At 72.9% G+C, this 26497-nt stretch carries 28 protein-coding genes; 12 read left to right on the top strand and 16 right to left on the bottom strand.

What is annotated here, in order from left to right; all coding sequences use genetic code 11:
* Window positions 1-57 precede the first annotated feature (57 nt).
* A complete protein-coding gene (locus tag ACH4TP_RS11190; protein WP_398437165.1) occupies window positions 58-870 on the top strand; it encodes a serine protease in 813 nt (270 codons plus the stop codon).
* Here ACH4TP_RS11190 and ACH4TP_RS11185 read toward each other — a convergent pair.
* Entirely contained in the window at window positions 833-2365 is a 1533-nt protein-coding gene (locus ACH4TP_RS11185; protein WP_398437163.1) for an NCS1 family nucleobase:cation symporter-1, read from the bottom strand. The genes ACH4TP_RS11190 and ACH4TP_RS11185 overlap by 38 nt on opposite strands.
* Before the next feature lie 194 nt (window positions 2366-2559).
* Here ACH4TP_RS11185 and ACH4TP_RS11180 point away from each other — a divergent pair, with 194 nt between their 5' ends.
* Window positions 2560-3051, top strand: a complete 492-nt coding sequence (locus tag ACH4TP_RS11180) for an SMI1/KNR4 family protein (RefSeq protein WP_398437162.1) — start codon at window positions 2560-2562, stop codon at window positions 3049-3051.
* 48 nt (window positions 3052-3099) lie between these two features.
* On the opposite strand, the gene ACH4TP_RS11175 is transcribed toward ACH4TP_RS11180, so the two are convergent.
* Both ACH4TP_RS11175 and ACH4TP_RS11170 read right to left on the bottom strand, forming a co-directional pair.
* A complete protein-coding gene (locus ACH4TP_RS11175; RefSeq protein ID WP_398437160.1) occupies window positions 3100-4035 on the bottom strand; it encodes a M48 family metalloprotease in 936 nt (311 codons plus the stop codon).
* Complete coding sequence (locus ACH4TP_RS11170) at window positions 4032-4406, bottom strand: BlaI/MecI/CopY family transcriptional regulator (protein ID WP_398191321.1); 375 nt, start codon at window positions 4404-4406, stop codon at window positions 4032-4034. Before ACH4TP_RS11170 ends, ACH4TP_RS11175 begins: the two co-directional genes overlap by 4 nt.
* Window positions 4407-4557: 151 nt before the next feature.
* Here ACH4TP_RS11170 and ACH4TP_RS11165 point away from each other — a divergent pair, with 151 nt between their 5' ends.
* From ACH4TP_RS11165 to ACH4TP_RS11145, 5 genes are all read left to right on the top strand, one after another.
* Window positions 4558-5241, top strand: a complete 684-nt coding sequence (locus ACH4TP_RS11165; protein ID WP_398437157.1) for a DedA family protein — start codon at window positions 4558-4560, stop codon at window positions 5239-5241.
* On the top strand, window positions 5241-5882 hold the full coding sequence (locus ACH4TP_RS11160; RefSeq protein WP_398437155.1) for a phosphatase PAP2 family protein: 642 nt from the start codon (window positions 5241-5243) through the stop codon (window positions 5880-5882). The genes ACH4TP_RS11165 and ACH4TP_RS11160 overlap by 1 nt, the downstream gene beginning before the upstream one ends.
* A 144-nt stretch (window positions 5883-6026) precedes the next feature.
* The gene (locus tag ACH4TP_RS11155; protein ID WP_398437153.1) at window positions 6027-6950 is read left to right on the top strand and encodes an NAD-dependent epimerase/dehydratase family protein; all 924 of its coding nucleotides are present in this window, start codon (window positions 6027-6029) and stop codon (window positions 6948-6950) included.
* A 5-nt stretch (window positions 6951-6955) separates the two neighbouring features.
* Window positions 6956-7834, top strand: coding sequence for an RNA polymerase sigma-70 factor (locus ACH4TP_RS11150; protein WP_398437151.1), 879 nt, complete (start codon window positions 6956-6958; stop codon window positions 7832-7834).
* A gap of 94 nt (window positions 7835-7928) precedes the next feature.
* Window positions 7929-8744 carry an alpha/beta hydrolase gene (locus tag ACH4TP_RS11145; protein ID WP_398437149.1) on the top strand — a complete coding sequence of 272 codons (816 nt, stop codon included), beginning with the start codon at window positions 7929-7931 and terminating at the stop codon, window positions 8742-8744.
* A 9-nt stretch (window positions 8745-8753) separates the two neighbouring features.
* Here ACH4TP_RS11145 and ACH4TP_RS11140 read toward each other — a convergent pair whose 3' ends face one another.
* From ACH4TP_RS11140 to ACH4TP_RS11105, 8 genes are all read right to left on the bottom strand, one after another.
* On the bottom strand, window positions 8754-9782 hold the full coding sequence (locus tag ACH4TP_RS11140; protein WP_398437148.1) for a TIGR03842 family LLM class F420-dependent oxidoreductase: 1029 nt from the start codon (window positions 9780-9782) through the stop codon (window positions 8754-8756).
* Between the two features lie 10 nt (window positions 9783-9792).
* Window positions 9793-11184, bottom strand: coding sequence for a dihydropyrimidinase (hydA, locus tag ACH4TP_RS11135; RefSeq protein ID WP_398437146.1), 1392 nt, complete (start codon window positions 11182-11184; stop codon window positions 9793-9795).
* A 47-nt stretch (window positions 11185-11231) separates the two neighbouring features.
* The gene (locus ACH4TP_RS11130; RefSeq protein ID WP_389233040.1) at window positions 11232-12512 is read right to left on the bottom strand and encodes an aspartate aminotransferase family protein; all 1281 of its coding nucleotides are present in this window, start codon (window positions 12510-12512) and stop codon (window positions 11232-11234) included.
* Window positions 12509-13351, bottom strand: coding sequence for a nitrilase-related carbon-nitrogen hydrolase (locus ACH4TP_RS11125; protein WP_398191339.1), 843 nt, complete (start codon window positions 13349-13351; stop codon window positions 12509-12511). The genes ACH4TP_RS11130 and ACH4TP_RS11125 overlap by 4 nt, the downstream gene beginning before the upstream one ends.
* Before the next feature lie 228 nt (window positions 13352-13579).
* Complete coding sequence (locus tag ACH4TP_RS11120; RefSeq protein ID WP_398437144.1) at window positions 13580-13816, bottom strand: hypothetical protein; 237 nt, start codon at window positions 13814-13816, stop codon at window positions 13580-13582.
* A gap of 100 nt (window positions 13817-13916) precedes the next feature.
* A complete protein-coding gene (locus ACH4TP_RS11115) occupies window positions 13917-15401 on the bottom strand; it encodes a UL36 very large tegument protein (protein WP_398437142.1) in 1485 nt (494 codons plus the stop codon).
* 111 nt (window positions 15402-15512) lie between these two features.
* Window positions 15513-15893, bottom strand: a complete 381-nt coding sequence (locus tag ACH4TP_RS11110) for a PPOX class F420-dependent oxidoreductase (protein WP_398191348.1) — start codon at window positions 15891-15893, stop codon at window positions 15513-15515.
* A gap of 9 nt (window positions 15894-15902) precedes the next feature.
* Window positions 15903-16292, bottom strand: a complete 390-nt coding sequence (locus ACH4TP_RS11105) for a winged helix-turn-helix transcriptional regulator (protein WP_398437140.1) — start codon at window positions 16290-16292, stop codon at window positions 15903-15905.
* Window positions 16293-16353: 61 nt separating this feature from the next.
* Between ACH4TP_RS11105 and ACH4TP_RS11100 the strand changes: the two genes are divergently transcribed.
* Window positions 16354-17013, top strand: coding sequence for an NAD(P)-dependent oxidoreductase (locus ACH4TP_RS11100; RefSeq protein ID WP_398437138.1), 660 nt, complete (start codon window positions 16354-16356; stop codon window positions 17011-17013).
* 3 nt (window positions 17014-17016) lie between these two features.
* On the opposite strand, the gene ACH4TP_RS11095 is transcribed toward ACH4TP_RS11100, so the two are convergent.
* Window positions 17017-17271, bottom strand: a complete 255-nt coding sequence (locus ACH4TP_RS11095) for a helix-turn-helix domain-containing protein (RefSeq protein WP_389233019.1) — start codon at window positions 17269-17271, stop codon at window positions 17017-17019.
* A 52-nt stretch (window positions 17272-17323) separates the two neighbouring features.
* Between ACH4TP_RS11095 and map the strand changes: the two genes are divergently transcribed.
* Window positions 17324-18091: a type I methionyl aminopeptidase gene (map, locus tag ACH4TP_RS11090; RefSeq protein WP_398437136.1), complete on the top strand. Its 768-nt coding sequence runs from the start codon at window positions 17324-17326 to the stop codon at window positions 18089-18091.
* Between the two features lie 4 nt (window positions 18092-18095).
* Here map and ggt read toward each other — a convergent pair whose 3' ends face one another.
* Window positions 18096-19892, bottom strand: coding sequence for a gamma-glutamyltransferase (gene ggt, locus ACH4TP_RS11085; RefSeq protein ID WP_389233013.1), 1797 nt, complete (start codon window positions 19890-19892; stop codon window positions 18096-18098).
* Window positions 19893-19996: 104 nt separating this feature from the next.
* Here ggt and ACH4TP_RS11080 point away from each other — a divergent pair, with 104 nt between their 5' ends.
* Window positions 19997-20728: a hypothetical protein gene (locus ACH4TP_RS11080; protein WP_389233010.1), complete on the top strand. Its 732-nt coding sequence runs from the start codon at window positions 19997-19999 to the stop codon at window positions 20726-20728.
* Here ACH4TP_RS11080 and ACH4TP_RS11075 read toward each other — a convergent pair.
* Window positions 20679-21935, bottom strand: coding sequence for a cytochrome P450 (locus ACH4TP_RS11075; protein WP_398437133.1), 1257 nt, complete (start codon window positions 21933-21935; stop codon window positions 20679-20681). The genes ACH4TP_RS11080 and ACH4TP_RS11075 overlap by 50 nt on opposite strands.
* Before the next feature lie 160 nt (window positions 21936-22095).
* Here ACH4TP_RS11075 and ACH4TP_RS11070 point away from each other — a divergent pair, with 160 nt between their 5' ends.
* The gene (locus ACH4TP_RS11070; protein WP_398437131.1) at window positions 22096-23304 is read left to right on the top strand and encodes a hypothetical protein; all 1209 of its coding nucleotides are present in this window, start codon (window positions 22096-22098) and stop codon (window positions 23302-23304) included.
* A 95-nt stretch (window positions 23305-23399) separates the two neighbouring features.
* Window positions 23400-24947: an alpha/beta fold hydrolase gene (locus ACH4TP_RS11065; RefSeq protein WP_398437130.1), complete on the top strand. Its 1548-nt coding sequence runs from the start codon at window positions 23400-23402 to the stop codon at window positions 24945-24947.
* Window positions 24948-24993: 46 nt separating this feature from the next.
* Here the strand turns inward: ACH4TP_RS11065 and ACH4TP_RS11060 are convergent, their stop codons facing one another.
* Both ACH4TP_RS11060 and ACH4TP_RS11055 read right to left on the bottom strand, forming a co-directional pair.
* The gene (locus tag ACH4TP_RS11060) at window positions 24994-25851 is read right to left on the bottom strand and encodes an amino acid ABC transporter permease (RefSeq protein WP_398437128.1); all 858 of its coding nucleotides are present in this window, start codon (window positions 25849-25851) and stop codon (window positions 24994-24996) included.
* Window positions 25848-26492, bottom strand: coding sequence for an amino acid ABC transporter permease (locus ACH4TP_RS11055; RefSeq protein WP_398191375.1), 645 nt, complete (start codon window positions 26490-26492; stop codon window positions 25848-25850). The genes ACH4TP_RS11060 and ACH4TP_RS11055 overlap by 4 nt, the downstream gene beginning before the upstream one ends.
* Between the last annotated feature and the right edge of the window lie 5 nt (window positions 26493-26497).

The raw sequence follows: 26497 nt of genomic DNA, 5'->3' as shown, positions 1-26497 counted from the left end.
AACGTCTCCGCTCGGGTGGCGGTCCCGGGGACATGGTGTCGGCAGGGCGGAGATCAGGTGGCACGGGCGAGGAAGTTCATGGCGGGGGTCGCGGGTGCGGTGATGGCGGTGTGCCCCCTCGTCGTCGCGCCGCCCGCGTACGCGGTCGTCGGCGGGCAGGAGGCGCGGCCGCATCAGTACCCGTTCATGGTGGGGCTGGTGGATCTGGAGGAGCGGCGGGTGATGTGTGGCGGGGTGTTGGTCGGTGAGCGGTACGTGCTCACCGCCGCGCACTGTCTGACCGGCTCGTACAGCAGTACCGCGCGTGTGGGGGTGCTGCTCGGTGACCATGATCTGACGCGTACGGACGACAGTCCGGAGGCGGTGCTCGCGACCCCGGACGCCTTCCTCCCGCACCCCGGCTACGACCCCGGCACCCAGCGCGACGACATCGCGCTGATCAGGTTGGCCGAGCCGGTGGTGTCCAACCGTGACGTGCGGCCGGTCGCCCTGCCCGGCCGCTTCGCGCACGGGACCTTCGACCACGTGCAGGTGGAGGCGCCCGGCTGGGGCACCACCTCCTTCGGGGGGCGGACCTCCGAGGTCCTGCGGACCGTGGTCCTCGGCACGATGGGCAACGCGGAGTGCGGGGCCCGGGGGATGTCGCAGGTCACCGCCGCCCAGCTCTGCACGTACGCGCCGGGGCGGGACACCTGCCAGTACGACTCCGGCGGGCCCCTGGTCCACACGATCGCGGGGACGCCGTACGTGATCGGTCTCGTCTCGTACGGGAAGGGGTGCGCGACCGACACCCCCGCCGTGAACACCCGGGTCTGGTCCTACCTCAGCTGGATCAGGAAGACGGCCGGGCGGCTGCCCCGCGCCTCATGAGGGCGGTGTAGAGGAGCAGGGCGGCGGCGAGGCCCACGGCCCAGCCGTAGTCCGCCAGGGGCTTGAGGAAGGGGATCAGGCCGTCCTGCGGGAACGGGCCCGTGCCCGGCGCCGAGTGGGAGCCGCCCACGGCGAGGACGCCGCCGACCGCGAAGGCGAGGACGGCGGCCGGGTTCCAGCCGCCCCGGTACCAGTACGGGCCGTCGGCCCGGTAGAGGCCCGCGAGGTCGAGGACGGTGCGGCGGACGAGCCAGTAGTCGGCGATGAGGATGCCCGCTACCGTCCCGAGGAGGCCGCCGACCAGGCCGAGCCAGGTGAAGATGTACAGCTCGGGGGTGGCGGTGAGCTTCCACGGCATGAGGAGCACGCCGACGACGCCGGTGATCAGCGCGCCCGTACGGAAGTTCACCAGCCGCGGGGCGAGGTTGGCGAGGTCGTACGCCGGGGAGACGACGTTCGCCGCGATGTTCACCGAGAGGGTGGCGACCAGGACCGTCACCAGGGCGAAGAGCAGCCCGAAGACGTTGTCGGTCTTCGCGGCGAGCGCCACCGGGTCCCAGACCGGCGCCCCGTACACGGCCTGCGAGCCGGAGGTGACGAGCACGGAGAGCAGCGCGAACAGGGTCATGGTGGTGGGGAGTCCGAGGCTCTGGCCCCGGACCTGGGCGCGCTGCCCCGCGCCGAAGCGGGTGAAGTCGGGGATGTTGAGGCTCAGGGTCGCCCAGAAGGCGATCATGCCCATGAGGGAGGGGAAGAAGACGGGCCAGAAGTCGGCGCCCCAGCCCAGTTTCGACGGCTGGTCGAGGAGCGGGCCGAGGCCGCCCGCCTTGACGGTGATCCAGACGAGGAGGGCGAGCGCGCCGACGATCACGAAGGGCGCGGCCCAGTTCTCGAAGCGGCGCAGGGCCTCCATCCCCTGGTAGATGATGGCGAGTTCGAGCGCCCAGAAGAGGACGAAGCAGAGCCACAGGGTCCACGGCTGCCCGCCGATCCTCGACACGTCCGCCCAGCCGCCGCCGAAGACCTTGTCGAGCAGGACGAAGACGCCCTGGCCGCCGATCCAGGTCTGGATGCCGAACCAGGCGCAGGCGACGCCGGCCCGGACGAGGGCGGGCAGGTTCGCCCCGCGCAGCCCGAAGGAGGCGCGGGCGAGGACGGGGAAGGGGATGCCGTACTTCGGTCCGGCGTGCCCGGTGAGCAGCATCGGCACGAGGACGACGAGGTTGGCCAGGGCGATGGTGAGGACGGCCTGCTTCCAGTCCATGCCGAGGGCGACGAGGCCGGAGGCGAGCATCCAGGAGGGGATGTTGTGGGCCATGCCGACCCAGAGGGCGGCGAAGTTGTACGTGGTCCAGCGACGCCCGGCCACGGGGACGGGCAGCAGGTCGTCGTTGACGAAGCGGGGGTCGGCGGGGACCGTGCCGGACGCGAGCTCGACACGGCCGTCACGGACGTCCGGGGATGCGGGTCTGCCGGAGGGCGCGGTTGCGGTCATGGACGGGAACCCTTCGTTCGGGGACGCAAACGAGGCCGTGCGGGGCGTGGGGTTCTTGACCGTGCGGAGTCTCGTCCTGCGGGGCGGGGGCGTCAAGGGAGACGGAAGGGGCCGGCCGTCGCTCTACGGTGTCCTCGGATCACCGTGTCGGAAGGGACTCAGGGATGGCAACGCTTTCGGAGGTACGCGCCCTCTTGGGCGAACCCCGTTTCAACTGGTCGGACCCGGCGCCGTGGACCGACCTGGAGCGGGAACTCGGCGTGGAGTTCCCCGCGGACTTCCGCGAGATCGTCGACGCCTACGGTTCGGTCTCGATCAACGGGCAGCTCTACCTCAAGCACCCCGCCGGCCATCTCCTGCACGAACTGGGCAAGGACATCAGGCTGGACCTGGAGTTCTGGCGCGAGGAGGACATGGCCGGGTTCCTGCCGAGCCGGGCGGGGGCGGGCCCCGGTGAACTGCTGCCGGTGGCGACGGCCACGACCGGGGAGATGGTCTTCCTCCGCGTCCCCGACGCGCCGTCGTCGCCCTGGCGCGTGCTGGTCCAGGAGATGGACAGCCCCTCGTGGACGCTCTACGAGATGACGTTCGGCGCATGGCTGCTCGCCTATCTCAAGGGACGGGACGTGACGCTGTGCTCGCGCGACCGCGCGCCCGGCGGTCCGTCCTACGAGCTCCTCCCCTGATCCCGCGCGGCCGGTCGTCGTGAGCCCGGCGGCCGCGCCTCGGCGGCCTCAGGGCCGCTCGCCCTGGGCGACCTCCACCCCCTGGTGGAGCCAGACGGCGCCGGCGGTGGAGGAGGCGGCCGCCGCGGAGCAGAGGAGGACCATGGCGAGCAGGGCGGGGGCTACGCGGCGGGCGGGGGCCTGGGTGAGCAGGGCCCTCACCCGGGCGGGGACCGGGCCGGTGGTGCCGCCCGCGGCGAGGACGGGGAGGGCCGGTCCCGCCGGGCGGGAACCGGTCGCGAGGGCGGCGCGGCCGACGGCGCGCGCGGTCAGGCGGCGGTCTCCGCAGGCCCGGGCGGCGGCCTCGTCGGCGGCCCGCTCGGCCGCGAAGGAGACCTGGGGGACGACGGCGGCCAGGGCCGGGTGGCACCAGCCGGCCAGGGCCGCGACGCCGAGGAAGAGGTGGTGCCGGGCCGCCAGGTGGGCGCGTTCGTGACCGAGGAGCGCCTCGCGCTCGTGGCGGTCGAGGGCACGGAGCATCCCGGCGGTGACGACGATCCGGCCCGTGCCGCGGGGGCCGCCGGGCAGCGCGAACGCGTCGGGGCGGTCGTCGTCGACTACGGACAGGCCTCCGGCCTCGGGAAGTCCCGCCACCCTGCGGCGGGCCGCGCGCAGCCGGGCCGCCTCGGCCACGGCGCCGCGGACGGCCGCCATCAGGGTCACGGCGAGGGCGCCGGCCGCCACGGCGGACGTCGTGAACACGAGGGCCGTCGGGCCGGCCTGGAGCGGCTGGAGGAGGTGCAGGAGGGCGGCGAACCCCGGGACGCGGAGGACGAGCGGAAGCAGCAGGACGCCGAGGCAGGCGACGACGCCGACGGCGAGTGCGGCGGCGGCGCCGGTGATCGCCACGAGGGCGATGTCCGGCCGGACGCGGGCGAGCGTTCGGCGGGCCAGGGGCGGGAGGGCCCAGGGCAGCAGGAGGGGGATGAGGAGGAGGGCGATCACAGGCGGTCTTCCTGGAGGATGCGCCGCAGTTCGGCCTCGTCGTCGGGGCTGAGTCCCTCGACGAAGCGGGCCAGCACGAGGCTGCGGTCGTCGCCTCCCTGGTCGAGTGCGCGATGCATGCGGCGGGCGGTCAGGCCGTTCGAGTCCTCTATGGCGAAGTAGAGGAATCCCCGGGTGCCCGGCCGGCGGCCGATGGCCCCCTTGTCGTGCAGGCGTGCCAGGAGGGTGGCGACGGTGGTGCGCGCCAGGTCCTGGGATATCGCCGCTCTCACCTGGGCGGCCGTCTGCGGCTCGCCCGCCGCCCACAGTGCCGCGAGGACGCCGGCCTCCAGTTCGCCGGCGGGCCTGCGCTCGCTTTCGGACCCTGTCACGGAACCCTCTCCACCCACTTTGCGTCTACAGTGAAGTAGACCGACTACTGTCCTGTAGACAGGATAGGTCGTCGCCGCCGCCCCGTGCCCGTCGAGCATCCGCTTTCCCGCTCGGCGACGCCCGTCCCCGCCCACCAGAAGGGCCCTCCCCATGACCCCCGCGCTGACCGCCGCGTTGAGCGTCGCGCCACAGACGCACCTCGCCGTGAACGTCCTCGACGCCCAGTCCCTGCTCGCCGCCTTCGGGACGCTCGGCGTCGCCGTCGTCCTGTTCGCCGAGACCGGCCTGCTCGTCGGCTTCTTCCTGCCCGGCGACTCCCTGCTGTTCACCGCGGGCCTGCTGTGCGCGGGCTCGGCCACCCAGCCCGGCCACCTGTCGCTGCCCTGGGTGCTGCTCGCCGCCGCCACCGGCGCCCTCGCCGGTGCGCAGACCGGCTACCTCCTCGGCCGCAAGGCCGGCCCGGCGTTCCTGTCGCGGACGAAGTCCCGGAAGATCGGCGAGGGCGCCGACCGGGCCGCGGAGATCCTGGAGCGCTACGGGTACGCGAAGGCGATCGTGCTGGCCCGCTTCCTGCCGATCGTGCGGACCGTCCTCAACCCGCTCGCCGGCGCCCTCGGCGTCCCGGCGCGCGTCTTCACGACGTGGCAGGTGCTCGGCGGTCTGCTGTGGACGGTCGGACTGGTCCTCGCCGGATACGGACTCGGCGCCTCGGTGCCGAACGTCGACCGCTACCTCCTGCCCGTCATCGCCGTGATCGTCGCCCTCTCCCTCGTCCCCGTCGCCCTGGAACTCACCCGTTCCCGGCGGGCCCGCCGACCGGGCGGCACCGTCTGATGCCCGTCCTCACCGCCACGGCGGCCGTCCCCGCGGACCCGTCGGCCTTCGACGGCTCGACCGTCGACGGAACCGCCTACCTCGACGTCGTCCACACCGCCCAGACCTCCCCGGGCTGGCTCGACCGGCTCGTCGGCGACTACTCCGCCTACGGCCTGGCCCTGTTCGCCGTCCTCATGCTGGCGGCCTGGTGGCAGGCGCGCGGCCGGGGCCCCGAGCGGGCCGCGCGGGCGCTCGCCGTCCCGCTGATCACCGTCGCGGCGTTCGCCGTCAGCAGCCTGCTCAAGCTGGTCGTACGGGAAGCCCGCCCCTGCCAGTCGCTCCACGTGACGGTCCTCGAAGCCTGCCCGGCCCCCGGCGACTGGTCCTTCCCCAGCAACCACGCCACCCTCGCCGCCGCCGCGGCCGTCGCGCTGCTGTTCGTCTCGCGCCGGCTGGGCGCGGTCGCCCTGGTGGCGGCGGTCCTGATGGCCGCCTCCCGGGTGTGGGTGGGCGCGCACTACCCGCACGACGTCCTCGTCGGCCTCCTCCTCGGCGCCGCCGTGGCCGTTCTCGCCACGTCGGCCGTACGCCGCCGCCAGGACGCCCTCGCCGAGCGACTGGCACGCGGCCCGCTGCGCCCGCTGCTGGCCCCGCGCTGACCGACCGCCGGAGCCGGCCGGGCCCCTCGTGGCCGCACCGGCACCAGACCCTGTGACCTGGTTCACACGGGGTGCCTGTCACGTTCCCGTACCCCCGCTTGTCCCATGAGCGACAACGCGACACGCACAGGACGGGGAACGGGCATGAAGGTACTGATGGCGGGCGCGAGCGGACTCCTCGGCCGGAAGGCCGCGCGCGAGCTGCGGGCCGCCGGGCACGAGGTCCACGGGCTCGGCCGCGGCGAGGGGAGCGAGGTCCGGGCTGACCTCCTGGACCGGGACGCGGTGCTGCGCGCCGTGGACGGACTGTCCTTCGACGTCGTCGTGCACGCGGCCACCGCGCTCCAGGGCAAGAAGATGATGCGGCACCAGGACATGGCCGGCACCAATGCGCTCCGCACCGAGGGGACCGCGAACCTGATCGCCGCGGCGCGCGGGACCGGTGCCCGCCGCATCATCGTGGAGTCGATGATGTTCGGGTACGGCTACGGGGACCACGGCGACCGGCGGCTCTCCGAGGACCGGGACTCCTTCGGCCCGGTGCAGTCCGACGACCGGCTGGAGCAGCACGTCGGCGCCATGCGCACCAAGGAGGAACTCGCCTTCCGCGCCGACGGAATCGAGGCCGTCAGTCTGCGCTTCGGCATGTTCTACGGGAAGGGCGTCACCGAGACCACGCTCCTGCCGATGCTGCGCAAGCGGGCCCTTCCGGTCGTCGCCGACCGGGGCCGGGCGCTGTCGTGGGTGGACGTGGACGACGCCGCCCGGGCGCTGGCCGCCGCCGTGGAGCGCGGCCGGGCCGGGCAGGCGTACAACATCGTCGACGACACCCCGGTCGGTTTCGGCGGCCATGTCCGCGCCGTCTCGGCCGCCTTCGGCGCCCCCGTGCCGAGGACCGTGCCGCTGTGGCTGCTGCGCCCGGCCCCGCTGGCGCACAGCATCATGTCCACCAACCTGCGCCTGGCCAACGACAGGGCCCGGGCGGAGCTGGGCTGGGCCCCCACCCACGCGGACAGCGCCGACGGCCTGGCATTCCTTGCCGCGGGCTCGTCCCCGCTGGCAGCCTGAGGTCCATGATCGACACGACCGCCACGGACGACGCCCTCGCCGACTTCACCGCGCACCGCCGGCTGCTCTTCGGTACCGCCTACCGGATGCTGGGCAGCGTCGCGGACGCCGAGGACGTGCTCCAGGACGCCTGGCTCACGTGGTCCCGGACGCGGCGCGGTCCGGTCGCCAACGCCCGTGCCTACCTCGTCCGCACGGTCACCAACCTCTCGCTGAACCGGCTCACCTCGGCCCACGCCACCCGCGAGTCCTACGTGGGCCCCTGGCTGCCCGAACCCCTGCTCACCGCACCGGACCTCGTGGAGGGAGCCGAGTTGGCGGACAGCGTCTCCACGGCCCTGCTCGTCGTCCTGGAGAGCCTGAGCCCCGTCGAACGCGCGGTGTTCGTCCTGCGCGAGGTGTTCGGGTACTCGCATGCCGAGATCGCCGGGATCCTCGACCGCAGCGAGGCGAACGTCCGGCAGACCGCCCACCGCGCCCGCGGACACGTCCAGGCCCGGCGCCCCCGCTTCGACACCGACCAGGAGCAGCGGCAGGCGGTCACCGAACGTTTCCTCGCCGCCTGCACGGGCGGCGACCTGAACGCGATGATGGAGCTCCTCGCCCCCGACGTGACCGCCTGGTCCGACGGCGGCGGGAAGGTCACCGCGGCCCGCCGCCCGCTGCACGGCACCGATCCCGTGGCCCGCTGGATGCTCGGAGTCCTGGCCAAACCCGAACTCCTGGGCATGGCCTGGGAGTCCGCGGTCGTCAACGGCGAGGAAGGCGTCCTGTTCACGATGGGCGGCCACCCCGTCGGCGCGCTGACCTACGACCTGAACGGCGGCCGCATCCAGAACCTGCGCTTCCAGGTCAACCCGGACAAGCTGAGCGGTCTGCGCTGACGCCGCGCCCCACCCGTAGAACCCGTAGAACCCGTAGAACCCGTAGAACCCGTAGAACCCGTAGAAGCGGAACACATCGAACCAAGGAGGTCCCGTGCCATCCCACAGCGACCCGACGGGGGACCCGCAGCGGCCCCTCCCGCTGGTCTACGGTCCCCACCCCGACCAGGTCGCCGATCTGCACCTCCCGGACCGGCCGGGGGCGGACCGCCTGCCGCTGGTCCTGTTCTTCCACGGCGGCTTCTGGCGCGCCGCCCACGACCGGCGGCACACCGGGGCGTTCGCGGACGCGCTCGCCCGGGACGGCGGCTGCGCCGTGGCCAATGTCGAGTACCGCCGCGTCGGCGCGGGCGGCGGCTGGCCTACGACGCTGACCGACACCGCGCGGGCCGTCGATCGGCTTCCCGAACTGGCCTCCCGGGCCGCGCCGGGGCGCATCGACACGGGCCGCGTCGTCTACGCGGGGCACTCCGCCGGTGGTCACCTCGCCTTGTGGGCGGCCGTCCGCCACCGGCTCCCCGCCGGCGCCCCCGGCCGCACCGACGCGCCCGCACCGATCCGCGGCGTCCTCGCCCTCGCCCCCACCGCCGACCTCGCGCACGCCGACCGGCTCGGCAGCGGCCGGGGCGCCGTCGCCGACTTCCTCGGCGGCGGCGCCACCGAGGTCCCCGAGCGGTACGCCGCCGCCGACCCCGCCGTGCTCGGCACCCCTGCGGGCCGCACCGTCGTCGTCCACGGCACCGACGACGAGGCCCTGCCCGTCGACATGGTCCGCGCCTACGCCCGTACCACCGGCACCACGCTCACCGAGGTGCCCCACGGCAGCCACTTCGACGTCATCGACCCGGACTCCCCCGCGTGGCCCTCCGTCGTCCAGGCCCTGCGCGCCCTCGTCGAGGCCCTCGGGTGACCCCGCGCCTCAGCCCGTGGCCGATGCGGTGAGGGCGGGGATGATGTCGGAGCCGTACACGTCGATGGTGCCCTCGCGGTTGTCGTGCATGTCGTAGACGGCGAACTGGTCGACGCCGAGGTCCTTGAGGTGGCGGAGCTTGGCGATGTGGGCCTCGGGGGAACCGAGGAGGCAGAAGCGGTCGACGATCTCGTCGGGGACGAAGGCGGTGTCGGGGTTGTCGGCGCGGCCGTGGTGGGAGTAGTCGTAGCCCTGCCGGTCCTTGATGTACGCGGTGAGCTCCTCCGGGACCATCGACGAGTGCTCGCCGTACTTGGAGACGAGGTCGGCGACGTGGTTGCCGACCATGCCGCCGAACCAGCGGCACTGGTCGCGGGCGTGGGCCAGCGCCGCCGGGGAGTCGTCGGCCGTCACGTACGCCGGGGCGGCGACGCAGACGGTGAGGGCGTCGGGGTCGCGGCCGGCGTCGGCGGCGGCCTGGCGGACGGCCTTGACCATCCACTCGGTGAGGAAGGGGTCGGCGAGCTGGAGGATGAAGCCGTCGGCCTTCTGCCCGGCGAGGGCCAGCGCCTTGGGGCCGTACGCGGCCATCCACACCGGCAGCTTGCCGTTCTTGATCCAGGGGATCCGGATGGCGTTGCCGTCCACGGTCGCCTCGCGGCCCTCGGCCAGGTCGCGGATGACCTCGATGGCCTCGCCGAGGCGGGCCAGGGTGTTGGGCCTGCGGCCGGCGACGCGCATGGCGGAGTCGCCGCGGCCGATGCCGCAGACGGTCCGGTTGCCGTACATGTCGTTGAGGGTGGCGAAGGTGGAGGCGGTCACCTCCCACGTACGCGTCCCCGGGTTCGTCACCATCGGGCCGACGTGGAGCTTGGTGGTGTTGGCGAGGATCTGGCTGTAGATGACGAAGGGTTCCTGCCAGAGCACGGCGGAGTCGAAGGTCCAGCCGTAGCGGAAACCGTTGCGCTCCGCCCGGCGCATCAGGCCGACGACCTGTGAGGCGGGCGGGTCGGTCTGCAGGACGAGTCCGAAGTCCAACGCGGTTCTCCTAGTTCAGGTACTGGCAGGTGGAACGCGGCACGAACGTGCCGTGGCCGGCGTGGCCCACGTACTTGTGCTGGTCGATGACGAGCTCGCCGCGGGAGAGGACCGTCTCGACCTGGCCGGTGACCGTCTTCCCCTCGTACGCCGAGTAGTCGACGTTCATGTGGTGCGTCTCGGCCGACAGGGTCTGGGTGGCGTGCGGGTCGTAGATGACGATGTCCGCGTCCGCGCCCGGCGCGATCGTCCCCTTCTGCGGGTAGAGGCCGAACATCCGGGCCGGGGTGGCGCAGGCGATCTCGATCCACCGGCGGCGCGAGATGTGCCCGTCCACCACCGCCTGGTGGAGCAGGTCCATGCGGTTCTCCACGCCGGGCAGACCGTTGGGGATCTTCGAGAAGTCGCCCCGGCCCAGCTCCTTCTGGCCCACGAAGCAGAAGGGGCAGTGGTCGGTGGAGACCACCTGGAGGTCGTTCGTCCGCAGGCCGCGCCAGAGCGCGGCCTGGTGCTCCTTCGGCCGCAGCGGGGTCGAGCACACGTACTTGGCGCCCTCGAAGTCCGGCTCCGCGAGGTTGTCCGTGGAGAGGAAGAGGTACTGCGGGCAGGTCTCGCCGAAGACCGGAAGGCCCTTGTCCCGGGCCACAGCCAGCTCGGCGACGGCTTCCTCAGCCGACACGTGCACCACGTACAGCGGTGCCCCGGCCACCCGGGCCAGCTGGATCGCCCGGTGGGTGGCCTCCGCCTCAAGGAGGGCCTTGCGGACCTCCCCGTGGTAGCGGGGGTCGGTCTCGCCGCGGGCGAGGGCCTGCTCCACCAGGACGTCGATCGCGATGCCGTTCTCCGCGTGCATCATGATCAGCCCGCCGGTGTCGCCCGCGACCTGCATCGCCCGCAGGATCTGGCCGTCGTCCGAATAGAAGACCCCCGGATAGGCCATGAACAGTTTGAACGAGGAGATGCCGTGCTGAACGAGTTTCGGCATCTCCTTCAGCGTGGACTCGTTCACGTCCGACATGATCATGTGGAACGCGTAGTCGATCGCGCATTTCCCGTCCGCCTTCTCGTGCCAGGCGTCCAGGCCGGCCCGGAGCGGTTCGCCCCTCGACTGCACCGCGAAGTCGACGATCGTCGTCGTCCCGCCCCACGCGGCCGCCCGCGTCCCCGTCTCGAACGTGTCCGAGGCGAACGTGCCGCCGAAGGGCAGCTCCATGTGCGTGTGCGCGTCGACGCCGCCCGGGATCACGTACTTCTGCGACGCGTCGATCACCCGGTCCGCCGTCCACGGCTGGCTTCCCGGCGCCGCCAGCGCCACCACCCGGCCGTGCTCGATCAGCACGTCCGCGTGCACCTCGTCGGCGGCCGTGATCACGAGACCGCCGGTAATCAGAGTCCGAGTCATTTCCCAGAATTCCCTTCACGACGGCCGCCGGCCACGCCGGTCCCGAACTAGAGCGACCTGAGGGCCTGTTCGAGGATCGCGGCGCCTTCCTCGGCCTCGGAGACGGTGAGCGAGAGCGGTGGGGCGATGCGCAGGGTGCTGGTGTTGTGGCCACCGCCCTTGCCGATGAGCAGGCCGTTCTCGCGGGCGGCCTCCGCGACGGCGCCGGCCGCCTCCCGGTTCGCCCGGTCGGTGCCGGGTTCGGTCAGCTCGATGCCGATCATGAGGCCGCGGCCGCGGACCTCCCGCACCTCCGGGACCCCGGCCGCCGCGGCCCGGATGCGCTCGATGAGGAGGCCGCCGACGCGGCGGGCGTTGCCCTGGAGGTCGTGCTCCAGGAGGTAGGAGAGGTTGGCGAGGCCGGCGGCCATGGTGATCGGGGAGCCGCCGAAGGTGGAGATGGAGCTGGCGTCGAGGCAGTTCATGACCTCGGCGCGGGCGACGACCCCGCCGACGGACATGCCGTTGCCGATGCCCTTGGCGAAGGTGAGGATGTCGGGCGGTCCGGCCTGGCCGTGGGCCTGCCAGCCCCAGAAGTGGTCGCCTGTGCGGCCCCAGCCGGTCTGCACCTCGTCGGAGATCCAGAGGATGCCGTGCCGGTCGAGGACGCGGCGGAAGGCGGCGTAGAGGCCGTCGGGCGGGGAGGTGAAGCCGCCGACGCCCTGGATCGGCTCGGCGATGAGGGCGGCGACGTCCCGGGTGTGGCCGAGGAGGTCTTCGAGGTCGGCGACGCAGGCCTCGGTGAACCGCTCGTCGGTGTACTGGGCGTAGGGGCCGCGGGTGCGGACGCCGCCGTGCACGTACAGGGTCTGAAGCGGGGAGAGGCCGGTGGGCGACCAGACGCGGTTGCCGGTGATCCCGACGGTGGAGAAGGAGCGGCCGTGGTAGCTGTTGCGCATCGCCAGGATCTGGTTCGACCTGCGGTACGCGGTGGCGAGGAGGAGGGCCGTGTCGTTGGCCTCGGTGCCGGAGGTGGTGAAGAAGACCCGGGCGTCGGGGATGCCGGAGAGGCCGGCGACGCGCTCGGCGAGCTCCACCATGGGGCGGTTGAGGTAGAGCGTCGAGGAGTGGATGATCCGCCCGGCCTGCTCGCTGACGGCCTTGGTGACCTCGGGCAGGGCGTGGGCGGTCATGGTGGTGAGGATGCCGCCGAAGAAGTCGAGGTACCTGCGCCCCTCGGCGTCCCAGACGTGGCGGCCCTCGCCGTGGGTGATCTCGATGGGGTCGCGGTAGTAGAGGGCGACCCAGTCGGGGATGACGGCCTTGTGCCGGTCGTACAGGCTGCTCACGGCCGCACCAGCCCGTCGTACGCGTCGGGGCGGCGGTCCCGGTAGAAGGCCCACTGCTGCCGGACCTGCTCGATGAGGCCGAAGTCGAGGTCGCGGACGACGAGTTCCTCCGCCTTGTCGGAGGCGACCTCGCCGACGAACTGGCCGCGCGGGTCGACGAAGTAGCTGGTGCCGTAGAAGTCGTTGTCGCCGTACTCCTCGATGCCGACCCGGTTGATGGCGGCGACGAAGTACTCGTTGGCGACGGCGGCGGCGGGCTGCTCCAGCTGCCAGAGGTACGAGGAGAGGCCGCGGTGGGTGGCCGACGGGTTGTAGACCAACTGCGCTCCGTTGAGGCCGAGTTGGCGCCAGCCTTCCGGGAAGTGGCGGTCGTAGCAGATGTAGACGCCGATCCGTCCGACGGCGGTGTCGAAGACCGGCCAGCCGGCGTTGCCCGGGCGGAAGTAGTACTTCTCCCAGAAGCCCTTGACCTGTGGGATGTGGTGCTTGCGGTACTTGCCGAGGTAGCTGCCGTCGGCGTCGATCACGGCGGCGGTGTTGTAGTAGAAGCCCTCGCTCTCGACCTCGAAGACGGGGACGACGATCACCATGCCGGTCTCGCGGGCGAGGTCCCGCATCCGGCGGACGGTCGGCCCGTCGGGGACGGGCTCGGCCCAGCGGTAGTGCTCGGGCTCCTGGACCTGGCAGAAGTAGGGGGCGTTGAACACCTCCTGGAAGCCGATCACCCGGGCGCCCTGCCGGGCCGCCTCCCGGGCGTGCTCCTCGTGTTTGGCGATCATGGATTCGGTGTCGCCGGTCCAGGTCGCCTGGACGAGCGCGGCGCGTACGACGTCGGTCATGAGCTGCTCCTTCGGCACGGCGTCAGAGAGCCTCTACGCACGTAGACGCGGTGCGTAGGAGGAGAACGTAAGCCCCGTCACACCCCGGAGCAAGACCGCCGCCGTGAAGCGGTCGGGTCGATCATGTTTCATACCCGAGTGGTCCACGTCGGACACGTACCGACACGTACTGACCAGTACGGACTCGTACGGAGAGGACCCGGCCGCCGCTGGCGCCCCAGGGCGGCCTCAGGGCAGGAAGTCGGCCACCAGGGCGCACAGTCCCTTCTCGTACGTGTCCCTCGCGGTGAACTCCTCCCAGCGGCCGCCCGCCTCCGCGAGGCGCGGGAACTCCTCCCCGTCGAGCCCGGCGAAGACCGCGGTGGCCGGAGGCGTCAACGCGCTGGTACGGGTGGTCGGCAGCAGCCTTGCCGGCGCCGTCGGCGCGGCGGTCCTCCCGGCCGGCGGCACCGCCCGGAGCTTCACCGCCGCCGATGTCGCGGCCCTCTTCGCGGCGACCTTCGGAGACCCGGTCCGCGGGGCACCGGCCCCGGCGTACCGGACGGCCGGGCGGCCCGCTTCCCCCTCACACCCCCGCCACCCGCAGGGCGTGGAGGAGGTCGCGCTCCCGGGACGCCGACACCTCGCGGGCGGCGGCGAGGAGTCGGGGGACGAGGCCCTGCGGGTCCTCGCCCGCGAGCCGGGCGGCGTCCTCGGCGGTGCGGACCCGGACGAAGGCGGTGAGCAGGGCGTGCTCCTCGCGGTGGTGATCCTCGGCGCGCAGCGCGGCGCATGCCCCGGCGAGCTCCTCGACCGGGCGGGCCACTCCCTGCCGGAGCAGCCGCTCGCAGTCGGCCGCCCGGCCCGCGTCGGCGAGCACGCCCGCGACGGCGGCGAGCCTACCGGGCGGCAGCGAGGCCGCCTCCCAGAGCAGCGTGGACCAGTCGGCGCCGAGCCCGGCCCGGTGCAGCTCCTCCGCGAGGGCCGGCAGCCGGGCGGGCGGCCCGCCGAGCGCCTCGCAGAGCAGGACGTGCGCCTCGCCGCTGCGGCCCTGCGCCCGGAGGCGCCGGAGCGCGTAGACCGCGTTGGCGGCGGCGCGGACGGCCTCGGCGGGGTCCGTGGGCGGGGCCTCGACAGCGGCGACGGCTTCGGCGGCACCCCCGAACCGGGCGCCCCGAGGCGCCGCTCCCCCGGCCGGGAGCACGGGCACCGCCACCTCCCCCGCCTCCTCGGCCCCCTCGTCCAGCCAGGCGTACCGGGCCCCTCGGGGTCGCCGCCTGGTCTTGGCCGACTTGACGGCGCCTGCGGGCGGCCCGGCGGCAGGGATCGGCGGCGCGGCCACCACCGGACCGGCGGTACGGATCAGCGGCCCGGACGCCACAGGACCGGCCATACGGGTCGGCAGTCCGGACGCCACCGGACCAGCCGCCACCGGACCAGCGGCGCGAATCGGCGGCGCGGACGCCGCAGGACCGGAAGTCGGCGTGCCGGCCCGCAGCGAACCCGCGGCACGGATCAGCGGTCCGACCGCGACCGGACCTGACGCCACCCGACCAGCCGCCCCGGCCGTCGAGTCGCGGCCCGCCGCGCGCGACGCCTCCGCTCCCAGTCGGGCCAGTCTCCCCGTCAGTTCCCTGACGCGGGCCGTCGCCCTGGCGTGGTCGTCGCGGGTCCAGGCGAGTTCGTGTTCCAGGCGGGCGACCTGCGCGGGCTCCGGAGCGGTGTGCAGTCGCTCGGTGAGTTCGCGGCTCCGGGTCTCGGCGTGGCGGCGTTCGCTCTCCATCAGGTCCCGGCGCTCGGCGAGGGCCTCCGCTCCGCCGGGCCGGCGGTCGTGGGCGCCGGCGGCGGCCGCGTGGAGGATCCGGCCGTGGGCGGCGAAGGGTCCGCCGGTGGTCTCCCCGGCGTCCTGGAGGAGCGACTCGACGACGTCCCAGGGCGGGATCTCGGCCCCGTCGAGGCAGGCGCGCAGGCCCTCCGGGTCGCGCGCGGCGAAGACCCCGTACCAGCCGCCGTCCGGCCGGCCGCGGCCGACGAGATCCGTCAGCCATTCCCTGAACGTGGCGACTTCCACCGGGAGTTGATACACCGTCACGCGTCACACACCTGCCCCGCCGTCGACTGGAACCTTCCGGTCCGCGGGTATTGGACCGCAGTCGTGTTACGGGGCGACTACGGTCCGTTTTCAGAACGTCACGACGATCCCGGTGTGCGGGCGCTTGCCGAGCCGGACGATCATCGCGGGCACATCGGTCAGCCAGTACTGCCAGGTGTACTTGCGCGAGAGCAGGCGCCGGATGCGGACCAGCTCCTCCCCTTTCACGAGCCGTCCCGTGCCGGTGAACCGCCCGGCGCCCTCGGCGACGTTGCCGCGCACGTCGCAGACGGCGACCTCGACCCGGGGGTCGTTGCGGAGGCGCTTGACCTTCCAGGAGTCGGATCGGGTCCACACGTACAGCTGGGAGCCCTCCACCGCGTACCAGACGGGTGTCGCGACCCCCGTGCCGTTCTTCCGGAAGGTGGTCAGGCTGACGTAGCGGCCGTGCCGCAGCTCTTCGGGCATCATGCCCGGAGCTTAGGACGCGGTCCGCTCGTACGCGCTGCGGGCCTCGGCGATCTCGGGGGCGTGGGTGCGCGCCCAGGCGCAGGCCGTGTCGAGCGGGACAAGGAGGGACCGGCCGAGGGCGGTGAGGGCGTACTCGACGCGGGGCGGGTTCTCGTCGTGGACCGTACGGGAGAGGAAGCCGTCGCGCTCCATGGCGCGGAGGGTCTCGGTGAGGACCTTGGGGGTGACCCGGTGCAGCGGGACGCGGAGTTCGGAGAAGCGGCGGGGCGTCCCGTCCTCCAGGCAGCGCAGCACCATCGCCGTCCACTTGCCGCCGACCCGGACGGGCTGGGCGGGGGCGCCGTCGCAGTCGTGGAAGAGGGAGGGACTCAGCGGCTGCGGGGACGGCTGCTCGGTCATGCCGCCGACGCTAGCCCAGTACCGTTGAAGTAACCAGGGGTGCCCGTTCTACGGTCCCGCCATGGACAACGACAGCGGCAAGGACATCGTGGTCTTCGGCGCCGGCGGGCGGGTCGGCCGGGCGGCCGTGGCGGAGGCGGTGGCCCGGGGCCACCGGGTGACGGCGGTGGTGCGCGACCCGGACGCGTACCGCGATCTGGAGGGTGCGGGCGTCACGCTCGTACGGGGCGACGCGACGGACGCGGCCTCGGTGGCGGCGCTCGCGGCGGGCCACGACGCGGCGGTGAACGCGGCGGTCCGGCTCGACGTCCCCTCGGTCGACTTCTTCACGGCCGCGGCGAAGGCGATGGTCGCCGGGCTCACGGAGGCGGGGGTCGGGCGGCTGCTCACCCTGGGCATCGCCACGACCCTGGAGACCTCCCCCGGGGTGCGGATCATGGACGCGCCCGACTTCCCCGAGGCGTGGCGGGTCTTCTCCCAGGGGCACGTGGCCGAGTTCGAGCTGCTCACGGCGGAGGCCGGGCCCGGGCTCGACTGGCTGATGGTGGTGCCGGGGATGGACCTGAACGCGGAGGCGGAGCGGACGGGCGGCTACCGGACGTCCGTGGGCACGGTGATCGACGGCCCAGGCCGCATCTCCCACGCCGATCTGGCGCTCGCCCTCGTCGACGAGATCGAGCGCCCGCGCCACAGCCGGATCCAGCTGGGGGTGTCCGCCTGACGCCTAGGCGGCGCCGACGAGGGCGCAGTGCACCACGAGCTCGTCCATGGAGAGGCCGAGGACCCCGGCCAGCGCCGCGACGGTGAAGAAGGCCGGGGTCGGGGCCCGGCCGGTCTCGATCTTGCGGAGGGTCTCCGCGGAGAGTCCGGCGGCCGCGGCGATCTCGACCATGGACCGCTCGCCGCGCGCCTCGCGCAGGAGCAGGCCCAGGCGCTCGCCGCGCTCGCGCTCTTCGGGGGTCAGGGGGGTGCGCACCATGCCCCCATGCTAATACCGCCACCCCATACTTATACCGGTATAGTAATTGGCCATGGTGACGATCAAGACGAACGAATCCCTGGCGGCCATGCGCGAGTCCGGCCGGGTGGTGGCCCGTGCCCTGGCGGCGGTACGGGAGAAGGCGGCGCCCGGCGTCGCGCTCACCGAGCTCGACCGGGCCGCGCGCGAGGTGCTCGCGGAGGCGGGCGCCGGCTCGCCCTTCCTCGACTACCACCCGGAGTGGGCCCCGGTGCCCTTCCCGGCGGTCGTGTGCGTCTCCGTGAACGACGCCATCGTGCACGGCATCCCGGACGGGACGCGCCTCGCCCCGGGCGACCTGGTCTCCGTGGACTGCGGGGCGACGCTGGGCGGCTGGGCGGGCGACGCGGCGGTCAGCTTCACGGTCGGCCCCGCCCGCCCGGAGGACACGCGCCTCATCGCCGCGGCGGAGGAGGCCCTGGAGGCGGGCATCGCGGCGGCCGTCGTCGGCAACCGCATCGGCGACATCGCCCACGCGATCGGCCGGGTCTGCCGGGCCGCGGGGTACGGCGTCCCGGACGGCTTCGGCGGCCACGGCATCGGCCGTGCCATGCACGAGGACCCGGGCGTCCCCAACGAGGGACGCCCGGGCCGGGGCATGAAACTGCGGCACGGGATGGTGCTCGCGATCGAGCCGATGCTGATCGGCGGCGGCACGGACGAGCACTACACGGCGCGGGACGGCTGGACGATCCGTACGCTCGACGGCTCGCGCGCGTCCCACGCCGAGCACACGGTGGCGATCACGGACGACGGCCCGCGCGTCCTCACCGCTCTCTAGCGGGTCAGGAAGCGGGCCGCACCACCATCGCCGAGCCGCCGCCCCGGCGGACGGTCTCCGCCGCCGCCACCCAGCGGCCGTCGGGGAGCCGCTGCACACCGGTCGCCGCGCCGATCTCCGGGTTCTGCCGGAAACCGTGCCCGATGGACTCCAGTTCCGCCTTCAACGGGCTGTTCCACAGGGCGGGTTCGAGTTCCGTCGTGGCCTGGTTGCGCTGGCTGGCGCGCGGCGCGGCGATCGCGTCGACGAGCGGCAGGCCCCGGTCGAGGACTCCGGTGAGGGTCTGCAGGACCGTGGTGATGATGGTCGCGCCGCCCGGGGAGCCGAGCGCGAGGACCGGCCGGCCGTGCGGGTCGAGGACGATCGTCGGCGAGATCGAGGAGCGCGGCCGCTTGCCGGGGCCGGGCAGGTTCGGGTCGTGGACGGCCGGGTTCGCCGGGGCGAAGGAGAAGTCGGTCAGCTCGTTGTTGAGCAGGAAGCCCCGGCCGGGCACGGTGATGCCGCTGCCGCCGGTGGACTCGATGGTGAGGGTGTAGGCGACGATGTTGCCCCACTTGTCGGCCACCGTGAGGTGGGTGGTGTTCTCGCCCTCGTACGTGGTCGGGGCGGCGGTGCCGCCGTTCGCGCACGGCACCGGGCTGCTCGGGTCCCCCGGGGCGAGCGGGCTGGTGAGGGCGGCGTCGTCGCGGATCAGGCAGGCCCGGGAGTCGGCGAACCGCTGGGAGAGCAGGCCGCGCGTCGGCACGGACTCGAAGGCCGGGTCGCCGACCCAGCGGCCCCGGTCGGCGAAGGCGATGCGGCTGGCCTCGATGTAGCGGTGCAGGTACTGGGCCTGGGAGGCCGCCGAGAGGTCGGTGCCCTCCAGGATGTTGAGCGCCTCGCCGACGCTCGTGCCGCCGGAGGAGGACGGGGCCATGCCGTAGACGTCGAGCCCCCGGTACGAGACCTTCGTGGGCCTGCGGGACTCGGTGCGGTACCCGGCGAGGTCGGCTTCCGTCAGGTCACCCGCGCGGACGGTCCGGGTGGCGCCCTCGCGGAGCGGGGGCGTGCGGACGGTGTTCACGATGTCCCGGGCGAGCGGCCCCCGGTAGAGGGCGCCGACGCCTTCGCGGCCGAGCGTCTCGTACGTACGGGCCAGGTCGGGGTTCTTGAAGGTGGAGCCGACCACGGGCAGCTGCCCGCCGGGCAGGAAGAGCGCGGAGGTGGCCGGGAAGTCGCGGAACCGGGCCTCGTTGGCGGCGGTCTGCGCGCGGAAGGTGGGGTCCACGGTGAAGCCTTCGCGGGCGAGCCGCTCGGCGGGTTCGAGCAGGGTGGAGAGCCGCTTGCTGCCCCAGGCGTCGAGGGCGGTCCTCCAGGTGGCGGGGGTGCCGGGGGTGCCGACGCCGAGGCCGCTGGTCTGGCCCTCCTCAAAGGGGATGGGCTTGCCGTTCTCGACGAAGAGGTCCGCGCCGGCGGTGCGCGGGGCGGTCTCGCGTCCGTCGACGGTGCGTACCGTACGGCTCTTCGCGTCGTAGTAGACGAAGTAGCCGCCGCCCCCGATGCCCGCCGAGTACGGCTCGGTGACGCCGAGGGCGGCCGCGACGGCGACGGCGGCGTCGACCGCGTTGCCGCCCTTGCGGAGCACCTCGATGCCGGCGGCCGAGGCGTCGGCGTCGACACTGGCGACGGCGCCGCCGTACCCGACGGCGACGGGTTCCTTGACCGGTGGGGCGGCGGTGTCCGGTGGCGCGGCGGCGCCCAGGGAGAGCACCGTCGCCGCGACGGCGAGAAGGGAGACCTTGCCAGCGGCGGAGCGACGCATTCATACCTCCAGTCAACGACCGTCCGCGCAGCGTAACTTCCCGCACCGCCTCCCGTCAGGACCGCCTCGAACAGAAGGCCGGATCGCCGCTACCATGCGCGCCCATGAACGACGACGTCCGCAACATCGTGCTCGGGGTCCTGGCGACCGGGGTCAGCGCCGCCTTCGGCTGGGTGGGCCGCACGTACCAATGGCGGCGCAGACTCCGCCGCAAGCAGGCGTTCTTCGGCCTTCCGGGGAGTTCCGAGTGCCTGCTCGTGGTGAACAGGGAGTCGGGCGGCGACAGCTCGGTGCACCGCTACGACGTGTTCGCGCTGCTCGAACTCTGCGCGCTCATCAAGGACTGCGGGGCGCACGCGCGCATATTGCAGCACGACCAGGCGCACCAGGGCTTCGGCGACCGGACCGAGTTCTGCGTCGGCGGGCCGTACTCGAATCGCCGCATGGCCGCTCACCTGGCGACCCTGCTGCCCGGGCTCACGGTGAACACGGACGTGGAGCGGGGCCCGGACCAGGGCTCGTTCCTGATCGGCTCGGAGCGCTACCGCATGGACTCCGGCACCGAGGAGTACGTGATCCTGGCCCGGCTCATGGCGGGCGAGGACTGCCGGCCGGTGTTCCTCTTCTGCGGGCAGCGGGCGATCACCAACCAGGCGGCGACCCGCTATCTCGCCCGCCACTACGAGTCGCTGGCCCGCCGCCACCGCGACGGCTCCTTCGTCCTCCTCCTGAAGGTGGTCAACTCGCAGGCGTACGGCCCCGATGTGGTGGAGCTGGTGGCCGACGTCACGAGCGCGGCGCGGACGGCTCCGACGGCCGCACCGGCAGCGACTTGATCCCGTTGACGAAGTTCGAGACGAGCCGCCGGGGCGGCCCGGCGAGTTCCAGCCCGCCACAGGCCGCCCGCACCTCCTCGTAGAACACCCGGAGCTGGAGCCGGGCGAAGTGCGCGCCCAGGCAGACGTGCGGGCCGTCCCCGAAGGACACGTGCGGGTTCGGGCTACGGCCGAGGTCCAGGCGGTGCGGGTCGGCGAAGACGCGCTCGTCGTGGTTGGCGGAGGCGTGGAAGACGACGACCTTGTCGCCCGCCCGGATCTTCCGCCCGGCGAGCTCGGTGTCGCGGGCGGCCGTGCGCCGGAAGGAGAGCACGGGCGGGTGCACCCGCAGGAGTTCGTCGACGGCCGTGTCGAGCGAGACCTCCCCGCCCCACAACCTCCGCTGTTCCTGCGGGTGTTCGGCAAGGGCGAGGATCCCTCCGGGAGCGGCACTGCGGACGGTGTCGTTCCCGGCGACGGTCAGCAGGAAGAAGAACATCTCCAGTTCGGCGTCGGCCAGTTCGGAGACCGCGAGCACGCTCATGACGTCGTCGGCCGGATGCGCCCGCTTGTACGCGGCGAGCTCCTGCGCGTAGCCGAACATCTCCGCGAGCATCGCGGGCGAGCGGGGATTGACCGGCCGCCCCTCGGCGTCGAGGACCGGCGGCTCGTCGGGGTCCTGGTAGGCGATGACCCGCTCGGTCCAGGCATGCAGCAGCCCCCGGTCGCTCGCGGGGATCCCGAGCAGGTCGGTGAGGTTGAGCAGCGCGTAGTCGTCGGTGACGGCCCGGACGAGGTCCACCTCGCCGCCGTCCGCGAACGCGTCCGCGAGCAGCTCGCGGGCCCGGTCGCGCGCGGTGACGGTGAAGCGCTCGATCCGTCCGGGGGTGAAGGCCCGGCTGACGAGCCGCCTCAACCTGCCGTGTTCCGGCGGGTCCTGATTGAGCATCATGCGCCGGATGAACGGCAGATCGGCGGGGTCGGGGTCGCGGATCTGGGTGGCGCCGAGGTGCGAGGAGTACGTCTCCGCGTCCTTGAGCACCCGGACGACGTCGGCGTGCCGGGTGACGGCCCAGAAACCGGATCCCGCGGGCCAGCCGAGGATCTCGGGCTCCTCCTGCCGGGCGACGGGGGCGTGGTCGCGGAGGGCGCGGAAGCGGTCGTGCGGGATGCCGGCGGCGTAGATCCGCGGGTCGAAGACGTCGGGTGCGACGTTCCTGCTCTGCACCGGCCCTCCCGTCCGGGTGATCCAGGGGTGAAGACGTCACCATCATGACAGGTCAGAGCGCGTTTTCGTAGGACGGAACGCACAGTTCGGGAGCCTTGTCCGGGGTGTCCCCCGGCTCCCAGAATCTCCGTCGTCGCACCACACGGAGAACAGGGGGCGCATGGGGAACACGGAGAAGTTCAGCCAGGACGCGGTGCTGCGGGCTCGGGTCCTGCTGCTCGGGTCGGAGGAGCCGAGCCTCCGGGAACGGCTGGACGCGTATCGGGTACTGGCGGAGGTGAGCCCGCGGGCGTACCTGCCGAAACTGGTGGACGCGCTGATCGAGCGGGCCCGGGATTTCGCGGATCCGGAGATCCTCCGGGCCCTGTACGGCGAAGCGGCGGACGCGGCGCGGCGGTTCGACGCGGAGGTGCCGCACGGGGAGGAGCGGCTGCGCCGCGCCCTGAGTGGCTACGAGCACTGGCTGCTCGCCACCGGTCGACGGGCCGAGGGGCGTGCGGTCTGCGAGGAGCTGGCGGAGGCGGGCGAATGGAGACGCCTCGCGGTCGTGCTGGCCGAGGAGGGGCGGCACGGGGAGGCGGCCGAGCTGTACGGTCGGCACGTCGCGGCGCGGGAGGCGGACGACGCGTCGCGCTGGACCCGGATCGAGTGGGCGGCCGAACTCGACGCGGCGGGGCAGCACGAGGAAGCCCTGGGGGTGTTCGCGCGCCTCGTGGACGACCACCGGCGCAAGGCGGTGGAGGACCGCAGCCCGCTCGCCTCCCTGGTGTGGAAGCTGGAGCGGTACGCCGGGATGCTCCTGACCGCCGGACGCAGGGCCGAGGAGGCCGCCGCGCGGCACGAGGCGCTGGCCCTGCTCGCCCGTCTCGCACGGGATGGCGAGCCGGTGAGCTGGAGCAACATCCATGCCTGCTGGGTCACCCTCCTCGCCCTGTCGGGCCGGCCGGCCGAACCGGTCGCCACTCCGGACGCCCCGCTGCCGACGTTCGGGGTCCACCCGGTCCACGGATGGTCTCCCGACATGCGGGAGGAGTGCTTCGCCTCGATCCCCGCCCTCGAACGGCAGACCGACGCCCTGCGCGAGTCGGGCGATCTCCCCGGACTGATCGCCGCCCAGCGCCGCCTGACCGTCCGCCGGGCGCTCCGCTGGGAGACGTCCGGCCGCCGGGCCGAGGAGTCGCTCCGGCCGTCCTTCGACGAGGGCGTGGCCCTCGCCCGCCGCCCGACCGCCGACCCGGGCGCGCTCGCCCGCGCCCTCACCGACCGTTCGATGTTCCTCCTCGCCGTCAAGCGGTACGGGGAGGCCCACGCCGACTTCGCGGAGGCCCTCGCCCTCCCGAGCAGCCCACCAATCGTTACCCGCACGTAACTTACCGAGCGGTTACCACAGGTAAAGCACCCCGGTTACCGTCGGGTCACTTTCACTTCACTGCCCCCCAACAGTGCCCCAGTGAGGAGTGCCCCGTGCGCACATCCCTGACCCTCGCCGTCTCGGCCGCCCTCGTGGCCGGGACGGCGCTCGGGCTCGCACCCGCGGCCCAGGCCGCCGACACCTCCATCCGTTTCGTCGACATCGCCGGGGACGGTGGCACCGTCCTCAAGGCGAACGTCGTCACGCCCGCCGGAGCCGGAACCGCCGCCCGCCTCCCCCTGGTCGTGCTGCCCACCAGCTGGGGCGTGCCGCAGGTCGAGTACCTCGCACAGGCCCAGAAGCTCGCCGACTCCGGGTACGTCGTGCTGAGTTACAACTCGCGCGGCTTCTGGCAGTCCGGCGGGGAGATCGAGACCGCGGGGCCGAAGGACGTCGCCGACGCCTCCAAGGTGATCGACTGGGCCCTGGCCAACACCCCGTCCGACCCCGACCACGTGGGCATGGCGGGGGTCTCGTACGGCGCCGGGATCAGTCTGCTCGCCGCGGCGAACGACCCGCGGATCAAGGCCGTCGCGGCGCTCAGCGGCTGGGCCGACCTCATCGACTCCATCTACAGCGGCCGGACCCAGCACCTCCAGGCCGCCGCCCTGCTCGGCGGCGCCGGGTACCTCACCGGGCGGCCGGGTCCCGAACTCCAGGAGATCCTGGGCGACTTCCTCTCCTCCAACCTGGCCAAGGAGGAGGACATGATCGCCTGGGGCCGCAAGCGGTCCGCCACCACCTACCTGGACCGGATCAACGCCAACGGCGCCGCGATCATGCTCGGCAACGCCTGGGGCGACACCATCTTCCCGCCCAACCAGTACGCGAGCTTCTACGAGAAGCTCACCGGCCCCAAGCGGCTGGAGTTCCGGCCGGGCGACCACGCCACCGCCGAGGCCACCGGACTCCTCGGACTGCCCAACGACACCTGGACCAGCGCCCGCCGCTGGTTCGACCGCTACCTCAAGGGCGCCGACAACGGCATCGACCGCGAGCAGCCCGTCCAGCTCAAGCCGCGGTCCGACGCCGGCTACGAGGGGTACCCGGACTGGAAGTCCCTCGACGCGAACCGGCGGAGGTTCGACCTCGGCGGTACGCAGCGGATCTGGGCGAACGTCGACTCCGGCGCGAACGGCGGGGTCGTCATGCTCTCCAACCTCCTGGACCAGTTCTTCCAGGCCCCGCCCGTCGCCTCGATCCCCCTCCTCCCCCGCGCCTTCGCCGGTGTCTGGCAGTCGGAGCGGTACGACGCCCCGCAGCGGGTGCGCGGCACGGTGCGGCTGCACACCACGGTCACCTCCACCGAGGAGAGCGGCACCCTCGTCGCGTACCTCTACGACGTGGGCCCCCTCGGTGTCGGCAAGTTGGTGACCAACGCCCCGTACACCTTCCACGACCGGACCCCCGGGAAGCCGTTCGGCGTCGATCTCGACCTCTTCTCGACGGCCTACGACGTCCCGGCCGGGCACCGGCTCGCGCTGGTCGTCGACACCGTCGACCCGCTCTACATCGAGCACAACCCGACCGGCGCGCAGCTGACCTTCTCCTCCCCCACGGGCGACCCGTCGTACGTGTCGGTCCCGCTGCGGGCGGAGTGATCTCCGGCTGCTGCCGGGCGGGTGCGGCTCGGGGGCGTGACCGCCCCTACTGCTGTCCCGGCAGCAGCGTCTCGGGTTCGGCCGGGGCGACGTCCACGGCCTTCGTCTTCGGGCTTCGGCGCTCCCTGCGGGCCACCCAGCCGGCGAACCAGGAGAGCAGCATGCACATCCCGATGTAGATCGGCGAGATGACGAGCACGACGGGGATGAACGGCAGGTCGTAGTCGAGGTTGGACGCGATCAGCTTGCCCGCGTGCAGGAACTCCTCGTAGGTGATGAGGAAGCCGAGCGAGGTGTCCTTGAGGGCGACCACGAGCTGGCTGATGATGGCGGGCAGCATGGCGCGGACGGCCTGCGGCACCAGGACGTACGTCATCACCTGGGTCTTGCGCATGCCGAGCGCGTACGCCGCCTCGCCCTGGCCGCGCGCGACGGCGTGGACGCCGGTGCGGAAGACCTCGGCGAGCACCGAGCCGTTGTAGAGGGTCAGTCCGGCGACGAGCGCGGGCAGCGGCTGCACCTTGAGCGCCACGAAGATGAAGAAGATCATCACGAGGACGGGCATGGCGCGGAAGAACTCGACGAGCAGGGTGGAGGCCCAGCGCGGCACCCGGTGCTCGGAGAGGCGCCCGGCGGCGAGGACCGTGCCGAGGGCGAGCGAGAGCACCGAGGCGTAGGCGAAGGCCTTGAGGGTGTTGCCGAGGCCCCTGAGCAGCAGTTCCTGGATGCCCTTGTACTCGAAGGGCGTCCATTTGGCGGCGGTGAACTGGCCGGTGTCGAGGAGGAGGTGGAGGATCCAGCCGGCCAGCGCGAGGATCAGCGCGGTGGATGCCAGTCCGTAGAGGAGGTGGCGCCGCCGGGCGCTCGGCCCGGGGATGTCGTACAGGGCGGTGGCGCTTGTCATCGGGCGACTCCCCAGTGCCTCTCCAGGAGGTGGAAGAGGGCGCTGATGGTGAGGGTGATGATCAGGTAGCCGACGGCGATCCAGACGAAGGTCCAGACGATGTCGTAGCCGAGTTCGCTCAGCGTCCTGTAGGTGCCGAGGAGTTCGGTGACGCTGAACGCCCCGGCGATCGCCGAGTTCTTGGCGAGGGCGATGAGGGTGGAGCCGATGGGCGGGATGACCGTGCGGAAGGCCTGCGGGAGGACGATCGCGGAGAGGGTCTGGGAGAAGGTCATGCCCAGGCTGCGGGCGGCCTCGCCCTGGCCGAGCGGGACGGTGTTGATGCCGGAGCGCAGCGCCTCGCAGATGAAGGCGGAGGTGTAGCAGCCGAGGGCGAGGACGGCGAACACCTCGAAGGGCAGGACGAGTCCGAAGCGGGGCAGGCCCAGCATGACCGCGAAGAAGAGCAGGGTCAGCGGGGTGTTGCGCAGGACGGTGACCCAGACCGTGCCGATGACCCGGAAGGAGCCCACGGGCGCGACCCGGAAGGAGGCCATGACGAAGCCCAGGACGAGGGCGAGGGCCGAGGCGTAGACGGTGAGTTCGACGGTGCCGAGGAATCCCTCGGCGTAGAGCGAGAAGTTGTCGGTGAGTACGTCCATGTCAG

The organism is Streptomyces sp. NPDC021012, from assembly GCF_044333355.1.
In the GTDB taxonomy this organism is placed as follows: domain Bacteria; phylum Actinomycetota; class Actinomycetes; order Streptomycetales; family Streptomycetaceae; genus Streptomyces.
The sequence above is the reverse complement of the archived record's forward strand: the minus strand, read 5'-3'. Positions and strand labels throughout refer to the sequence as shown.

Excerpts from the sequence above, each read along its gene's own strand:
- ACH4TP_RS11150 (WP_398437151.1), top strand. The coding sequence starts at position 6,956 with ATGATCGACACGACCGCCACGGACGACGCCCTCGCCGACTTCACCGCG.
- hydA (WP_398437146.1), bottom strand. The coding sequence starts at position 11,184 with ATGACTCGGACTCTGATTACCGGCGGTCTCGTGATCACGGCCGCCGAC.
- ACH4TP_RS11160 (WP_398437155.1), top strand. The coding sequence starts at position 5,241 with ATGCCCGTCCTCACCGCCACGGCGGCCGTCCCCGCGGACCCGTCGGCC.
- ACH4TP_RS11095 (WP_389233019.1), bottom strand. The coding sequence starts at position 17,271 with ATGGTGCGCACCCCCCTGACCCCCGAAGAGCGCGAGCGCGGCGAGCGC.
- ACH4TP_RS11165 (WP_398437157.1), top strand. The coding sequence starts at position 4,558 with ATGACCCCCGCGCTGACCGCCGCGTTGAGCGTCGCGCCACAGACGCAC.
- ACH4TP_RS11155 (WP_398437153.1), top strand. The coding sequence starts at position 6,027 with ATGAAGGTACTGATGGCGGGCGCGAGCGGACTCCTCGGCCGGAAGGCC.
- ACH4TP_RS11110 (WP_398191348.1), bottom strand. The coding sequence starts at position 15,893 with ATGATGCCCGAAGAGCTGCGGCACGGCCGCTACGTCAGCCTGACCACC.
- ACH4TP_RS11055 (WP_398191375.1), bottom strand. The coding sequence starts at position 26,492 with ATGGACGTACTCACCGACAACTTCTCGCTCTACGCCGAGGGATTCCTC.
- ACH4TP_RS11060 (WP_398437128.1), bottom strand. The coding sequence starts at position 25,851 with ATGACAAGCGCCACCGCCCTGTACGACATCCCCGGGCCGAGCGCCCGG.
- ACH4TP_RS11080 (WP_389233010.1), top strand. The coding sequence starts at position 19,997 with ATGAACGACGACGTCCGCAACATCGTGCTCGGGGTCCTGGCGACCGGG.
- ACH4TP_RS11070 (WP_398437131.1), top strand. The coding sequence starts at position 22,096 with ATGGGGAACACGGAGAAGTTCAGCCAGGACGCGGTGCTGCGGGCTCGG.
- ACH4TP_RS11100 (WP_398437138.1), top strand. The coding sequence starts at position 16,354 with ATGGACAACGACAGCGGCAAGGACATCGTGGTCTTCGGCGCCGGCGGG.
- ggt (WP_389233013.1), bottom strand. The coding sequence starts at position 19,892 with ATGCGTCGCTCCGCCGCTGGCAAGGTCTCCCTTCTCGCCGTCGCGGCG.
- ACH4TP_RS11185 (WP_398437163.1), bottom strand. The coding sequence starts at position 2,365 with ATGACCGCAACCGCGCCCTCCGGCAGACCCGCATCCCCGGACGTCCGT.
- ACH4TP_RS11125 (WP_398191339.1), bottom strand. The coding sequence starts at position 13,351 with ATGACCGACGTCGTACGCGCCGCGCTCGTCCAGGCGACCTGGACCGGC.
- ACH4TP_RS11105 (WP_398437140.1), bottom strand. The coding sequence starts at position 16,292 with ATGACCGAGCAGCCGTCCCCGCAGCCGCTGAGTCCCTCCCTCTTCCAC.
- map (WP_398437136.1), top strand. The coding sequence starts at position 17,324 with ATGGTGACGATCAAGACGAACGAATCCCTGGCGGCCATGCGCGAGTCC.